We start from the raw sequence: 15,092 nt of genomic DNA, 5'->3' as shown, positions 1-15,092 counted from the left end.
CTTTGGCAAGATTGATGCAGAGTGTTAACAACTCACTGAGAGTTTTTAACTAATCCATCGAGGAAGCGTTCTGCATCCAAAGCCGCCATACAACCGGTGCCGGCTGAGGTGATCGCCTGACGGTAGATATGATCCATCACATCACCCGCGGCGAACACGCCTGGAATACTGGTCTGAGTCGCATTGCCCTGCAGACCCGACTGGACTTTGATGTACCCATTTTCCAGCTCAAGCTGATCTTTGAAGATGCCGGTGTTCGGGCTATGCCCGATGGCGACAAACAGACCGGCTACATTCAGCTCTTCAGTCTGCTGATCGTCCAGCGCAGAGCGCAGGCGCAGCGAGCTGACACCCATTTGATCGCCGATCACTTCATCCAGCGTCTGGTTAGTGTGCAGCACGATATTGCCGTTGCGCACTTTTTCCATCAGACGGTCGATAAGGATTTTTTCCGCGCGGAAGCTGTCGCGGCGGTGAATCAAATGCACTTCTGCAGCGATGTTCGCCAGATAAAGCGCTTCTTCAACGGCGGTATTCCCCCCGCCGATCACCGCAACTTTCTGGTTACGGTAGAAGAAACCATCGCAGGTTGCACAGGCTGAAACGCCGCGTCCTTTAAACGCTTCTTCAGACGGCAAGCCCAGATAGCGGGCAGAGGCACCGGTAGCGATGATCAAAGCATCAGCAGTATATTCCGCGCTGTCGCCAGTTAATCTGAACGGGCGCGTCTGCAGATCGACCGTATGAATGTGGTCGAAAATGATCTCGGTGTTGAATTTCTCCGCATGCTCCTGCATACGTTCCATCAACGCCGGACCGGTCAGATCGTTCGGGTCACCCGGCCAGTTTTCAACTTCGGTGGTGGTGGTCAACTGACCGCCTTTTTCCAGGCCGGTGATTAACACCGGATTCAAATTGGCGCGCGCTGCATAAACGGCAGCGGTATAGCCAGCCGGGCCTGAGCCCAGGATAAGTAATTTACTGTGTTTGGCCGTGCTCATGAGACCCTCATTATTTGTCTGGCAAACATTTTTCGATTGTAGGGAATTTAACGCGGCAACAAAAGCATTCTGCGATTTTGTTAACGATGACTGCGAAAGGTTTGACCAATGGACCCTTTCACCTTGCGGGCGAGTTGTGCGCTATTTTGGGGCAAACGCTGACACCTGACAGTGCAATGCCCTGAAAATATCCATTTAAAAACAGTCACGCAGCGATACTTCTGGCATGTTGTACTGGTTTTAGTTGTTTTGCTTTGACAATCGGCTGCGCTTTTGCGAAAACAGTGTAGGAAGCAGAGGGGATTTAGGTTGGCAAAACAGATTTTCATTCCATGTTTTGGCACGCTGGCCGAATAAACTCAGTCTGTCATTGGTCATGACGCATGGTGTGGACAGACAACATGCGTCATACGGATGGGCGTTTTGCAAGAAGCGCAGCAGGCTCCTGACTTCACTTAGAACAACCCTGCACATCGAATGCGCCAGGGTATGGCAAGTAAAGGGAAGGCATTAAGAGAGACAATAATAATGGTAGACAATAAAAAACGACCTGGTAAAGATCTCGACAGGATCGACCGCAACATCCTTAACGAACTGCAAAAGAATGGTCGAATTTCTAACGTCGATCTTTCCAAGAGTGTGGGTTTATCCCCGACACCCTGCCTTGAACGTGTCCGTCGCCTCGAGCGCCAGGGATTCATCCTGGGTTATACCGCGCAGCTGAATCCACACTATCTGGACGCGTCACTGCTGGTATTCGTTGAGATTACTCTGAATCGTGGTGCACCGGATGTGTTTGAGCAATTTAACGCCGCCGTACAAAAACTTGAGGAAACTCAAGAGTGTCATCTTGTTTCAGGCGATTTTGACTATCTGCTGAAAACCCGTGTTCCTGATATGTCGGCTTACCGTAAATTGCTGGGCGAGACCCTGCTACGTCTGCCGGGCGTGAACGATACGCGGACCTATGTCGTCATGGAAGAAGTGAAACAAAGTAACCGCTTAGTCATTAAAACGCGGTAACACAGGGCAGGTGCAAAACCTGATAGTTTTCGGTACACTCCTGTGAATTCATACAGGTTCAGCGTCGGGCTCGCCCGGCGCTGTTGCCTCCATAGTTTACAGGCCCCTGGAGAGTACTCTTGAGCCAGGAATACACAGAAGATAAAGAAGTATCCTTACAACCGCTTAGCAGTGGGCGTCGTCTGCTCGAAGCGTTGTTGATTGTTGTGGCTCTTTTTGCCGTTTATCTGATGGCAGCGTTGGTGAGCTTCAATCCTTCCGATCCCAGCTGGTCTCAGACCGCCTGGCATGAACCTATCCACAATGTGGGCGGCGGCATTGGCGCCTGGCTTGCGGATACCCTGTTCTTCATTTTTGGTGTGATGGCCTATGCCATTCCTCCAGTCATTTTAGGCCTTTGCTGGATCACTTTCCGTCAGCGCCACTCTCAGGAATTCATTGATTACTTCGCAGTCGCCCTGCGCCTGATTGGCGTGCTGGCTCTGGTGATCACTTCATGCGGCCTTGCGGCGCTGAATGCCGATGACATTTGGTACTTCGCTTCGGGTGGCGTGATTGGCAGCCTGCTGAGTAATGCCATGGCACCATGGTTCAGCAGCGCCGGTGGCACCTTGACGCTGCTGTGCATCTGGGCTGCGGGATTAACGCTCTATACCGGCTGGTCATGGCTCACTATCGCTGAGAAAATCGGTGGTGTCGTGATGGGCGTGCTGACCTTTGCCAGTAATCGTTCGCGTAACGATGAGCACTGGCATGATGATAAGTATGAAGACGAGCAGGGCGAAGCGGTTCCGGCCGCACCTGTTCTGAAGCAAAGCGCCCGCAGCGAAGAAGATGATGTGCTGCTGTCTGCGCCGAAGAAAATACTGCAGGACGATGAGCATGAAGCAGAGGACAACGATCCGCTTCTGAGCAAATCGGCTGTGGCTGCAACTGCTGCACCATTGGCTGCGGCTCCGCAAGCTGAAGAGGCTCCTGCTGCCCCGGTTTCTCCGGTCGCCAGCGTTCAGCCTGCGCATGTTCCCGCTCAGGCGGCGACTCCCGAGCCTGTTGCGGCTGCGCCAGTAGCACAAACGCCTGAACTTTACCGCTTTGAAATGCCGGCTGAGACCACGCCTGCACCTTCAGTGCAGGTGGATGACGAAGATGAAGGGCCACGGATGGGGAACTGGCGAGACAGTTCTTCGCCATTCGACTTCTCTGCTCCGCAGTCCACTCAGCCAACCGATATGGCTGCTGGCACTCAGGGTGTCGTGGCTGCGGCTAAAGTCGCGGCAGCGTCCGCGCCGTTTATGCCGGGATTCAGTGCGACCAGTGAGGCGCCGGTTAACCCTCAGGTTAAGCAAGGCATCGGCCCGGCATTGCCGCGTCCTAACCCGGTTAAATTGCCAACGCGTCGTGAACTGGCTTCTTATGGCATCAAATTGCCTTCTCAGCGTATGGCTGAAGAGAAGGCGAAAGAAGAGCAGGAACTGCTGGGATCCACCTCCGCCACTCTGCCCGCTGCGGATGAAGATGCGATGGAGCTGGAAGAGGCCCATCTGCGCGAGGCCTTTATGGCTCAGCAGCAGACGCGCTATGGCGAAGAGTTCGCAGAAGATGATGAAGCCGCTCTGCAACAGGCTGCATTGGCTCGTCAGTTTGCTGAACAACAGCAGCAACGGTATGGCGAAGAGGACCAGCAGCAGGCTCCGTCCTTCAAACTGGATACCGCCGGAGCGTTCGATTTCTCTCCAATGGATGATTTGGTGGATGACGGCCCAAGCGAGCCGCTGTTTACCTTACCCGCAGAGACCGATAAAGCCGCAGAGCAGTGGCAACAGCACAGTTCTACGCCTGAACATGCGCCGGTACAGCAACCCGTCACGCCATCATGGCAGACGCCTCCGGCTCAACCGGTCGCGACGCAACCACAGGCTCCGGTAACCCCGTCATGGCAGACGCCTCCGGCTCAGCCGGTCGCGCCGCAGCCACAGGCTCCGGTAACCCCGTCATGGCAGACGCCTCCGGCTCAGCCGGTAGCACAGCAGCCACAGGCACCGGTTGCCCCATCCTGGCAGGCTCCTCAGGAAGCTGCGCCTGAGCCAGAACCGGCGAAACCGGCTGAAGATAGCTTGTTCCACCCGTTCCTTGTGCGTCATGAGCAACGTCTGGAACGCCCAACCACACCGTTGCCTTCGCTGGATTTGTTGACCGAACCGCCGATTGAAGCTGAACCTGTCGATATGTTTGCCCTGGAGCAAATGGCCCGACTGGTTGAGGCCCGTCTGGCTGATTACCGCGTGAAAGCCGAAGTGGTTGGCATCTCACCAGGTCCGGTCATTACGCGTTTCGAACTGGATTTAGCACCGGGCGTGAAAGCGGCCCGTATTTCTAACCTGTCTCGTGACCTTGCCCGCTCGCTTTCAGCCGTTGCTGTCCGCGTGGTGGAAGTGATCCCTGGCAAGCCGTATGTTGGTCTGGAGCTGCCTAATAAGCATCGCCAGACGGTCTATATGCGTGAAGTGTTGGAGTGCGCTAAATTCCGCGATAACCCCTCACCGCTTGCCGTGGTATTGGGCAAAGATATTTCGGGGCAGCCGGTGATCGCGGATTTGGCCAAGATGCCTCACCTGCTGGTGGCCGGTACCACCGGTTCTGGTAAGTCGGTCGGCGTTAACGCCATGATTATCAGCATGCTGTATAAGGCCTCGCCGGAAGACGTGCGCTTTATCATGATCGACCCGAAAATGCTGGAACTGTCGGTCTATGAAGGCATTCCTCATCTGCTGACCGAAGTCGTTACCGACATGAAAGACGCCGCCAATGCGCTGCGCTGGAGTGTCGGTGAGATGGAACGTCGTTATAAGCTGATGTCGGCGCTGGGTGTGCGTAATCTGGCAGGCTACAACGAGAAGGTGGCTCAGGCTGAAGCGATGGGGCGTCCAATTCCGGATCCATTCTGGAAACCGGGCGAAAGCATGGATGCCACGCCGCCGGTGCTGGAAAAACTGCCCTATATCGTGGTGCTGGTCGATGAGTTCGCCGACCTGATGATGGCGGTGGGCAAGAAAGTTGAAGAGCTGATTGCCCGCCTGGCACAGAAAGCGCGTGCCGCAGGGATCCACCTGGTTCTGGCGACACAGCGTCCGTCGGTCGATGTGATTACCGGTTTGATCAAGGCTAACATTCCAACGCGTATTGCGTTCACCGTTTCAAGCAAGATCGACTCCCGTACAATTCTCGATCAGGCAGGCGCTGAATCGCTGCTGGGAATGGGTGACATGCTTTATATGCCACCAAACTCCTCGATGCCTGTGCGTGTTCATGGTGCCTTCGTGCGCGATGAGGAAGTTCACGCCGTTGTGCAGGACTGGAAGGCGCGCGGTCGTCCGCAATACATCGAGAGCATCACCGCTGGCGAAGAGAGCGAAGGCGGTCTGACGCTGGATGGTGATGAAGAGCTGGATCCGCTGTTCGATCAGGCCGTTGGCTTTGTGGTGGAGAAACGTCGTGCGTCTATTTCTGGTGTGCAGCGTCAATTCCGCATCGGCTACAACCGTGCGGCGCGTATTATCGAACAGATGGAAGCACAGGGGATTGTCTCTTCACCGGGCCATAACGGTAACCGTGAAGTGCTTTCCCCTCCGCCACATGAGATGTAAGTCGGCTGTCAGGTCAGTTTTGCCTTAAAATACGGGCCGGGGAGACCCGGCCCGTTGAGTTTCCGGGGCTTATCCCCATATCAGACAGTATTGCCAGTTTCATTCAGGGGATCCCCTGTTGATTTCGCTAGTGCCTGGCTACAGTTATCCCCCCAGGCTTCCCCGCTTATCGGGATAAAAAGTTTTAATAAGGATGCCCTAATGAAAAAATTATTGATCTCCTGCTGTCTGCTGACCGCCTTTGCCTCTGCCAGTGTACTGGCCGATGCGTCTTCAGACCTGCAGCAGCGTCTGGACAAAGTGAAGAGCTTCCACGCCAGCTTCACGCAGAAAGTCACTGACGGTAGCGGACAGTCCGTTCAGGATGGGGAAGGTGAACTGTGGGTTAAACGCCCGAACCTGTTCAACTGGCATATGACCGCACCGGACGAAAGCGTGCTGATTTCTGATGGCAAAACGCTGTGGTTCTATAACCCGTTTGTTGAGCAGGTCAGTGCAACCTGGCTGAAAGATGCCACCAGTAACACGCCGTTTATGCTGATCGCGCGTAATCAGGGCAGTGACTGGAAGCAGTACAACATTAAGCAGCAGGGCGACAACTTCGACCTGACCCCTAAATCTACCGATGGCAACCTGAAGCAGTTCACCATCAATGTTTCCACTAACGGCACCATAAACCAGTTCAGCGCCGTGGAGCAGGATGGACAGCGCAGCAGCTATGCACTGAAGAGCCAGCAAAATGGGGCTGTTGAAGCCAGTAAGTTCCAGTTCACACCGCCAAAAGGCGTGACGCTGGACGATCAGCGTCAGTGAGGTTAGCGTGAATACTCTGTCTCTGGATTTCTCCCACAATGAATTTCAGCCTCTGGCCGCCCGTATGCGGCCAGCAACGCTGGCAGAATATATTGGGCAGCAGCACCTGCTGGCTGCCGGTAAGCCTCTGCCACGCGCCATCGAGGCCGGGCATCTGCATTCGATGATCCTGTGGGGGCCGCCAGGGACAGGAAAAACCACGCTGGCCGAAATTATCGGCCGTTACGGCCAGGCTGATGTGGAACGCATCTCCGCAGTGACGTCGGGCGTAAAAGAGATCCGCGAAGCCATCGAGCGCGCGAGGCAAAACCGCGATGCCGGGCGTCGCACCATCCTGTTTGTCGATGAAGTTCACCGTTTTAACAAAAGTCAGCAGGATGCGTTTCTGCCACATATTGAAGATGGCACCATCACCTTTATCGGTGCCACAACGGAAAACCCGTCGTTTGAGCTCAATTCAGCACTGCTTTCCCGTGCCCGCGTCTATCTGCTGAAATCGCTAACCAGTGAAGACATCGAAATCGTGCTCGATCAGGCCATGAAAGACAGCGATCGCGGTTATGGCAAAGAGAATATCGTTCTGCCTGAGGGTACGCGCAGGATGATTGCCGAACTGGTTAACGGCGATGCTCGCCGTGCGCTAAACACGTTGGAGATGATGGCCGATATGGCCGAGGTCAACAGCAAAGGCAAGCGGGAGCTGACGGCTCAACTGCTGAACGAAGTGTCAGGCGAACGCAGCGCCAGGTTCGATAATAAAGGCGATCGCTTTTACGATCTGATTTCGGCACTGCATAAATCGGTACGTGGCTCAGCACCTGATGCCGCCCTGTACTGGTATGCCCGTATTATTGCCGCGGGTGGCGATCCGCTGTACGTTGCCCGTCGCTTGCTGGCAATCGCCTCGGAGGATGTGGGGAATGCCGATCCCCGGGGAATGCAGGTCGCTATTTCCGCCTGGGACTGTTTTACTCGCGTTGGGCCAGCGGAAGGGGAACGCGCGATTGCCCAGGCTATCGTCTATCTGGCTTGTGCACCGAAGAGCAACGCGGTATATACCGCGTTTAAAGCCGCGATGCGCGACGCAAAAGATAATCCAGATTTCGATGTGCCTGAACATCTGCGAAACGCGCCGACCAAGCTGATGAAAGAAATGGGGCTGGGTGCGGAATACCGATATGCCCACGACGAGCCGAACGCCTATGCGGCTGGTGAGGACTACTTCCCCTCTGAAATGGCACAAACGCGGTACTACCGACCGACTTCCAGAGGTCTTGAAGGGAAGATCGGTGAAAAGCTAGCCTGGCTGGCTGAGCAGGATCAAAATAGCCCGACAAAACGCTACCGTTGACACTGACGTTGCGGTAAGGTTAGCAAGGAATTCAACGCATTCGCACGCCGGATGCGCCCCTCATTTACTCACTCGAATAATCACAGGACAAGCATGCTCGATCCCAATCTGCTGCGTAATGAGCCAGACGCAGTCGCTGAAAAACTGGCACGCCGGGGCTATAAGCTTGACGTTGACACGCTGCGTTCGCAGGAAGAGCGCCGTAAAGTTCTGCAGGTCGAAACCGAAACACTGCAGGCAGAACGTAACTCCCGATCCAAATCTATCGGGCAGGCCAAGGCGCGTGGGGAAGACATCGAGCCATTACGTCAGGAAGTGAACGCGCTGGGCGAAAGCCTGGATGCGGCCAAAGCGGAACTGGACGAACTGCTGAACGCCATTCGTGAAATGGCTTCTGCTATCCCGAATATCCCGGTTGATGAAGTACCACTGGGTAAAGACGACAGTGAAAACCTCGAAGTCAGCCGCTGGGGAACCCCGCGTGAATTTGATTTCGCCGTTCGCGATCACGTCGAACTGGGTGAAATGGCTTCCGGTCTGGATTTCGCCATGGGCGCCAAACTGACAGGTTCACGCTTTGTGGTGATGCAGGGTCAAATTGCGCTGATGCACCGTGCGCTGAGCCAGTTTATGCTGGATCTGCACACCGAGCAGCACGGCTATCTGGAAACTTACGTTCCTTACCTGGTGAACCATGCGTCTTTGCACGGCACCGGCCAGCTGCCTAAGTTCGGTGAAGACCTGTTCCACACTCGTCCGCTGGAAGAAGAAGCGTCCAGCAGTGATTATGCGCTGATCCCGACTTCAGAAGTACCGCTGACCAATATGGTTCGCGATGAAATTCTGGAAGAAGAGTCTCTGCCGCTGAAGTTCACCGCGCATACACCTTGCTTCCGTTCAGAAGCCGGTGCCTATGGTCGTGATACCCGTGGCCTGATCCGTATGCACCAGTTCGATAAAGTTGAAATGGTGCACATTACCCGTCCGGAAGATTCCATGGATGCTCTGGAAGAACTGGTCGGACACGCGGAGAAGGTGCTTCAGCTGCTGGAACTGCCATACCGTAAAGTGTTGCTTTGCACCGGTGATATGGGCTTTGGCTCATGCAAAACTTACGATCTGGAGGTGTGGCTGCCAGCGCAGGACACCTACCGCGAAATCTCTTCCTGTTCGAATATGGGCGATTTCCAGGCGCGTCGTATGCAGGCTCGTTGCAGACCGAAAACCGAGAAGAAAACCCGCCTCGTTCATACCCTTAACGGGTCTGGTCTGGCAGTGGGTCGTACGCTGGTGGCGGTGCTGGAAAACTACCAGCAGGCTGACGGTCGCATCGCGGTGCCTGAGGTTCTGAAGCCATATATGAAAGGTCTTGAATTCGTCGGTTAATTTCTGACGTGCTCCTGCTAAAAAGCCTGCTGGTTACGCCCGCAGGCTTTTTTTTGTTTAAGGCCCGGCGTATAGCAAAAATCGTCTGCATCGCTACGGCAATATTTTTTAATCAAAGTAATCAATGGGACAGGAAAATTATCTGATTATGAGACTCGGATGTAAATAAAAGCGTCCTAATTTCAATCGGTTAATCGCGCCCCTTAAATCAGTCTGTTTCTGCCTTCTCTGGCATGATAAGTAATTTAAATCATCGCTAATCCCTTTGGGCTTCAGCCTTTTTTTGCCAGATTGACTTTTATTCCGGCAGTGGCATTATGCGCGCAAAATCATCTCTTCTTTTGGTAGTTCCGCCACTATGTCCACCTGGTCTCGCCCTGTTATTGTGCTGCTTTGCGGCCTTCTGCTGCTGACGATTTCGATCGCCGTGCTGAATACGCTGGTGCCGCTTTGGCTCACGCACGATTTCCTGCCAACGTGGCAGGTTGGGGTGGTCAGTTCTTCTTACTACACCGGTAATCTGGCAGGCACTCTGGTTGCAGGTTGGGCAATCAAACGACTGGGCTTTAACCGCAGCTATTACATCGCTTCAGTGCTCTTTGCGCTGGCTACCGCCGCGTTAGGGCTGGAAAGCGGTTTCTGGGTTTGGGCTATGTGGCGTTTTGTTGCCGGAATTGGCTGCGCACTGATTTGGGTTATCGTTGAAAGCGCCTTGCTGTGCAGTGGAACGCTACGTAATCGTGGTCAGCTGCTGGCTGCCTATATGATTGTCTACTATATCGGTACCGTTGCCGGTCAGCTGTTGGTGAGCAAGGTTTCCACAGAACTGCTGCATGTTCTGCCGTGGGTAACCGGTATAATCGTGGCGGCTATCCTGCCGCTGGTCTTCACCAAAGTGACGGCCAAAGGGGACGACACGGAAGCCGCACCAGGACGTATGTGGCCAATGCTGCGCCGTCGTAGCGCGCGTTTGGGTATCAACGGCTGCATCATCTCCGGCATCCTTCTTGGTTCGTTATATGGTCTGATGCCGCTGTATCTCTCCCATCAGGGAATGAATGATGCCACGGTGGGATACTGGATGGCTTTGATGGTCAGCGCCGGAATTGTCGGGCAATGGCCTGTGGGTCGCCTGGCCGATCGCTATGGCCGCCTGCTGGTGCTGCGCGTACAGGTGTTTGTGGTTATCCTCGGCGCCTTTGCGATGTTGGGTAATGCGGCAATGGCACCTGCGCTGTTTGTGTTGGGTTGTGCCGGCTTTACGTTGTATCCGGTTGCCATGTCCTGGGCCTGTGAAACGGTCGCTCATCATGAGCTGGTCGCAATGAATCAGGCTCTGTTACTGAGCTATACCGTTGGCAGTCTGCTTGGCCCGGCGATGACCTCAATGCTGATGCAGAACTATTCTGACCCTGTGCTGTTTATGATGATTGCCGCTGTGGCCTTTGTCTATTTGGTGATGCTGCTGCGTAAATCTGATAAGCAAGCCACGCCATTCGCGCAAGCCTGATACTGCGTACGCAATAAAAATGGCGCCATTGGGCGCCATTTTTATTTGTGCTGTTTGAGAGGATCAGTACATCACCTTGTGGCCGTAACCTTCAAGAATGGATTTAACCCGGTCCATCGTTTCCGCCTTCGGTGGATGCACGCCGTCCAGTTTGTACTCCTCGCCCATCGCGACCCATTTATGCTTGCCTAATTCGTGATAAGGCAGCAGCTCGATTTTTTCCACGTTGCCCATATCACGGGTGAATTCACCCAGACGGTGTGCGGAATCATCATCATCAGAATAACCAGGCACCACAACATAACGGATCCAGGTGCGGATTTTCTTCTTAGCCAGATAGCGGGCGAAATCCAACGTTCGATGGTTAGAAACCCCAACCAGGACCTGGTGAACATCATCATTGATCTGCTTCAGATCCAGCATCACCAGATCGGTCACTTCCAGCAGTTCATCAATGACCGGGTCATAGCGACGGACAAAACCGTTGGTATCGAGGCAGGTATTGATGCCTTCAGCGTGGCAGGCTCGGAACCAGTCCCGCACAAACTCCGCCTGTAAAATTGCTTCTCCGCCTGAAGCCGTCACGCCGCCGCCGGACGCATTCATAAAGTGACGATAAGACACCACGTCCTTCATCAATTCCTCAACGGTAATCTCTTTACCGCCATGGGTATCCCAGGTATCACGGTTGTGGCAGTAGAGGCAGCGCATCAGGCAGCCCTGGAAGAAGGTGATAAAGCGGATGCCGGGACCGTCTACAGTCCCGCAAGATTCGAATGAGTGGATACGGCCGGTGACTGACATTGCGATGAGTTCTCCACGGTAGACCTGCCTTTAGCAGGTACGCAGTCTTTAGCTGCGTTAAGTCTGTTTTGCCAGCGGTCTGGTTGGACGGTCAGGCTGCTGGCAAACAAGGCTTTTGAAAAGGCTCCACCGAAGTGGAGCCTTACTGCTTCGCTAATTACATACTCTTAGTGAAGGTACGGGTGATCACATCCTGCTGCTGCTCTTTAGTTAATGAGTTAAAGCGAACGGCATAACCCGAAACGCGAATGGTCAGCTGCGGATATTTTTCCGGATCTTCCATCGCTTCTAACAGCATCTCGCGGTTCATCACGTTGACGTTGAGGTGCTGACCGCCTTCGATATTGGCTTCATGGTGGAAGTAACCATCCATCAGACCAGCCAGGTTCGCTTTACGCACATCATCATCTTTGCCTAACGCATTCGGCACGATGGAGAAGGTGTAAGAGATCCCGTCTTTCGCGTAGGCAAACGGCAGTTTAGCGACCGATGTCAGTGAAGCGACTGCACCTTTCTGATCGCGACCGTGCATTGGGTTAGCACCTGGTCCAAATGGTGCGCCAGCGCGACGGCCATCAGGTGTGTTACCGGTTTTCTTACCATACACCACGTTAGAGGTGATGGTGAGCACAGACTGAGTAGGAACGGCGTTACGGTAAGTTTGCAGTTTCTGAATTTTCTTCATGAAACGTTCAACCAGGTCGCAGGCAATGTCATCTACACGGGAGTCGTTGTTACCAAACTGTGGATATTCGCCTTCAATTTTGAAGTCAACAGCCAGACCATCTTCATCACGAATGGTGGAGACTTTCGCGTATTTGATAGCCGACAGGGAGTCAGCCGCAACGGACAGACCAGCGATACCACACGCCATAGTGCGATAAACATCACGGTCATGCAGCGCCATCAGTGAGGCTTCATAGCTGTATTTGTCATGCATATAGTGAATGACGTTCAGCGCAGTCACATACTGTTTGGCCAGCCAGTCCATAAAGTGATCCATACGATCCATCACTTTATTGTATTCCAGCACGTCGTCCATCATTGGCGCTTCTTTCGGGCCCACCTGCATTTTCATTTTTTCATCCACGCCGCCGTTGATGGCATACAGCATGGTTTTAGCAAGGTTGGCACGCGCACCGAAGAACTGCATTTGTTTGCCGACAATCATCGGGCTTACACAACAGGCGATGGCATAGTCATCGTTGTTGAAGTCAGGACGCATCAAATCGTCGTTTTCATACTGGACAGAAGAGGTATCGATCGAGACTTTCGCCGCAAATTTCTTAAAGTTCAGCGGCAGCTTTTCAGACCACAGAATGGTCATGTTCGGTTCCGGTGAAGGCCCCATAGTGTAAAGGGTATTCAGGAAACGGAAGCTGCTTTTGCTCACCAGCGTACGGCCATCAACGCCCATACCCGCCAGGGATTCTGTTGCCCAGATTGGGTCACCCGAGAACAGTTCATCGTATTCCGGCGTACGCAGGAAGCGAACCATACGCAGTTTCATCACCAGGTGGTCAATCAGTTCCTGAGCGTCGGTCTCAGTAATTTTACCTGCCTGCAGATCCCGTTCGATATAGATATCCAGGAAGGTAGAAACACGGCCGAACGACATTGCTGCACCGTTCTGAGATTTCACTGCGGCCAGATAACCGAAGTAAGTCCACTGAACCGCTTCCTGCGCCGTTTTCGCCGGGCCAGAAATGTCACAACCGTATTTTGCTGCCATCTCTTTGATCTGCTGCAGCGCATGATGCTGATCGGCAATCTCTTCACGCAGACGGATAGTGGCTTCAAGGTTTACGCCATTTTCCATATCTGCCTGCAGCGAGGTGAACTGCGCAAATTTATCTTTCATCAGCATGTCGATGCCGTACAGGGCAACACGACGGTAGTCACCGATGATGCGACCGCGACCATACGCATCTGGCAAACCGGTCAGCACGCCAGATTTACGGCAGCGCAGGATGTCCGGTGTGTAGACGTCGAACACGCCCTGGTTATGGGTTTTACGGTATTCGCTGAAGATTTTTTTCAGGCCTGGATCCAGTTCACGACCGTAAACTTTACAGGAGCCTTCCACCATTTTGATGCCGCCGTAAGGGATCAGGCCGCGTTTTAATGGCGCTTCAGTCTGCAAACCCACGATGGTTTCCAGTTTTTTATTGATGTAGCCCGCATCATGAGAGGTGATGGTCGAAGCCAGGTCGGTATCAAAATCTACTGGCGCATGGGTACGGTTTTCCTGTTTGATGCCTTCCATCACCTTGTCCCACAGGGACGTGGTGGCTGCGGTGGCACCGCTCAGGAAGGATTCATCACCTTCATACGGGGTATAGTTTTTCTGAATGAAGTCACGCACGTCAATGCTGTTCTGCCATTCGCCTTGTGCAAAGCTTTCCCAGGCCGCGACCTGTTTTTCGTTGTGCTCGCTCATTTGATACCTACCTTAATTACGTGGAGTTCTGGTGTTCCTGCTGCCAGCCGTCAGCAACAGGCGCTAAATCAGTTTGTGGCGCAATCAGTCATGACCGCTGTCTCGCAGATAAATCACCCAGTAAGTCAATCCAACCAGGAAACCGCCGCCGATGATGTTGCCTATCGTCACCGGGATCAGATTATCGGTAATAAAGTCGCTGACGGTCAGGTGTGAGAACTGGGCAGCGGTTGTCCCTGTTGCCTGCCAAAATTCGGGGCCAGAGAAATCCCGGATAACAATGGCCAGTGGGACAAGAAACATATTGGCAATGCTGTGCTCAAAGCCGCTGGCCACGAACATCGCGACCGGAAGCAGCATCGCTAACATTTTGTCTGTCAGGGTCCGGCCGGAATAGCTCATCCATACCGCCATACAGACCATCAGATTCGCCAGGATCCCCAGGCAGACCGCTTCAAGGAAAGTATGGTGCATTTTATGGTCAGCGGTTTGCAGGACATTGAGCCCCCAGGCACCGTTGGCCGCCATTGCCTGTCCAGCGAACCAAATCAGAGCCACGAAGAACATCGCACCGAAGAAGTTGCCGACGTACACGATGATCCAGTTGCGGGCCAGCTGTAACCAACTGATGCGTCCGCTGGCTTTCGCGACGATGGTCAGTACGGTTGAGGTGAACAGGTCAGCCCCACAGACGACGACCAGCATCAGACCGAGAGAGAAGCACAGACCCCCCACCAGTTTGCTCATGCCCCAGGGTGACGTACCAGAACCCGTAGTGGCGGTGATATAGAAGACAAACGCGATGGAGATGAAGACACCGGCGGTGATCGCCAGAAAAAATGTGGTGAAGGGTTTTTTTGTCGCTTTATAGACGCCGGCTTCCTCGGCCACTTTGGCCATTTCAGACGGTAAGAGTAAGTCGAACGGGTTGCCAGCTTTCACACTAACTACTCCCTAAATTAGTCAACGACGAAATACTAACAAAGGAGTATAGGTTAGAAATTGATGTGGATCATGTTGGCCTGGAGTACCTGCGCTTAATGGCCTTTTTTAAGTAGGGTTAATGATTTAATTAATTGAAAAATATGAATTAAATACTTTTTAATTTTCTAAAAAAAAG

Annotated in this window: 10 protein-coding genes; 6 read left to right on the top strand and 4 right to left on the bottom strand. The window is 53.5% G+C overall.

Going from position 1 to position 15,092, the window contains the following annotated elements; genetic code table 11:
* Positions 1–32 precede the first annotated feature (32 nt).
* A complete protein-coding gene (gene trxB / locus ACXKZG_RS14885; RefSeq protein WP_013201513.1) occupies positions 33–1,001 on the bottom strand; it encodes a thioredoxin-disulfide reductase in 969 nt (322 codons plus the stop codon).
* 528 nt (positions 1,002–1,529) lie between these two features.
* Between trxB and lrp the strand changes: the two genes are divergently transcribed.
* From lrp to ACXKZG_RS14855, 6 genes are all read left to right on the top strand, one after another.
* A complete protein-coding gene (gene lrp / locus ACXKZG_RS14880) occupies positions 1,530–2,024 on the top strand; it encodes a leucine-responsive transcriptional regulator Lrp (protein WP_013201514.1) in 495 nt (164 codons plus the stop codon).
* Positions 2,025–2,143: 119 nt separating this feature from the next.
* On the top strand, positions 2,144–5,668 hold the full coding sequence (locus ACXKZG_RS14875) for a DNA translocase FtsK 4TM domain-containing protein (protein ID WP_488875082.1): 3,525 nt from the start codon (positions 2,144–2,146) through the stop codon (positions 5,666–5,668).
* 201 nt (positions 5,669–5,869) lie between these two features.
* Positions 5,870–6,481 carry an outer membrane lipoprotein periplasmic chaperone LolA gene (lolA, locus tag ACXKZG_RS14870; protein WP_013201516.1) on the top strand — a complete coding sequence of 204 codons (612 nt, stop codon included), beginning with the start codon at positions 5,870–5,872 and terminating at the stop codon, positions 6,479–6,481.
* Between the two features lie 7 nt (positions 6,482–6,488).
* On the top strand, positions 6,489–7,832 hold the full coding sequence (locus ACXKZG_RS14865) for a replication-associated recombination protein A (protein ID WP_488875081.1): 1,344 nt from the start codon (positions 6,489–6,491) through the stop codon (positions 7,830–7,832).
* Positions 7,833–7,925: 93 nt separating this feature from the next.
* Positions 7,926–9,218, top strand: coding sequence for a serine--tRNA ligase (gene serS / locus ACXKZG_RS14860; RefSeq protein ID WP_013201518.1), 1,293 nt, complete (start codon positions 7,926–7,928; stop codon positions 9,216–9,218).
* Positions 9,219–9,576: 358 nt separating this feature from the next.
* Positions 9,577–10,728: an MFS transporter gene (locus ACXKZG_RS14855; RefSeq protein ID WP_013201519.1), complete on the top strand. Its 1,152-nt coding sequence runs from the start codon at positions 9,577–9,579 to the stop codon at positions 10,726–10,728.
* Positions 10,729–10,791: 63 nt separating this feature from the next.
* Here the strand turns inward: ACXKZG_RS14855 and pflA are convergent, their stop codons facing one another.
* The 3 genes from pflA to focA all read right to left on the bottom strand — a co-directional run bounded on the left by pflA (position 10,792) and on the right by focA (position 14,914).
* The gene (gene pflA / locus ACXKZG_RS14850; RefSeq protein WP_013201520.1) at positions 10,792–11,532 is read right to left on the bottom strand and encodes a pyruvate formate lyase 1-activating protein; all 741 of its coding nucleotides are present in this window, start codon (positions 11,530–11,532) and stop codon (positions 10,792–10,794) included.
* Between the two features lie 157 nt (positions 11,533–11,689).
* On the bottom strand, positions 11,690–13,972 hold the full coding sequence (gene pflB / locus ACXKZG_RS14845) for a formate C-acetyltransferase (RefSeq protein WP_134823818.1): 2,283 nt from the start codon (positions 13,970–13,972) through the stop codon (positions 11,690–11,692).
* An 84-nt stretch (positions 13,973–14,056) separates the two neighbouring features.
* Entirely contained in the window at positions 14,057–14,914 is an 858-nt protein-coding gene (gene focA / locus ACXKZG_RS14840; protein ID WP_013201522.1) for a formate transporter FocA, read from the bottom strand.
* Between the last annotated feature and the right edge of the window lie 178 nt (positions 14,915–15,092).

Source organism: Erwinia sp. 2186, from assembly GCF_057812255.1.
This window is presented reverse-complemented; position numbering and strand designations above follow the sequence as displayed.

Excerpts from the sequence above, each read along its gene's own strand:
- pflA (WP_013201520.1), bottom strand. The coding sequence starts at position 11,532 with ATGTCAGTCACCGGCCGTATCCACTCATTCGAATCTTGCGGGACTGTA.
- lrp (WP_013201514.1), top strand. The coding sequence starts at position 1,530 with ATGGTAGACAATAAAAAACGACCTGGTAAAGATCTCGACAGGATCGAC.
- pflB (WP_134823818.1), bottom strand. The coding sequence starts at position 13,972 with ATGAGCGAGCACAACGAAAAACAGGTCGCGGCCTGGGAAAGCTTTGCA.
- lolA (WP_013201516.1), top strand. The coding sequence starts at position 5,870 with ATGAAAAAATTATTGATCTCCTGCTGTCTGCTGACCGCCTTTGCCTCT.
- ACXKZG_RS14855 (WP_013201519.1), top strand. The coding sequence starts at position 9,577 with ATGTCCACCTGGTCTCGCCCTGTTATTGTGCTGCTTTGCGGCCTTCTG.
- serS (WP_013201518.1), top strand. The coding sequence starts at position 7,926 with ATGCTCGATCCCAATCTGCTGCGTAATGAGCCAGACGCAGTCGCTGAA.
- trxB (WP_013201513.1), bottom strand. The coding sequence starts at position 1,001 with ATGAGCACGGCCAAACACAGTAAATTACTTATCCTGGGCTCAGGCCCG.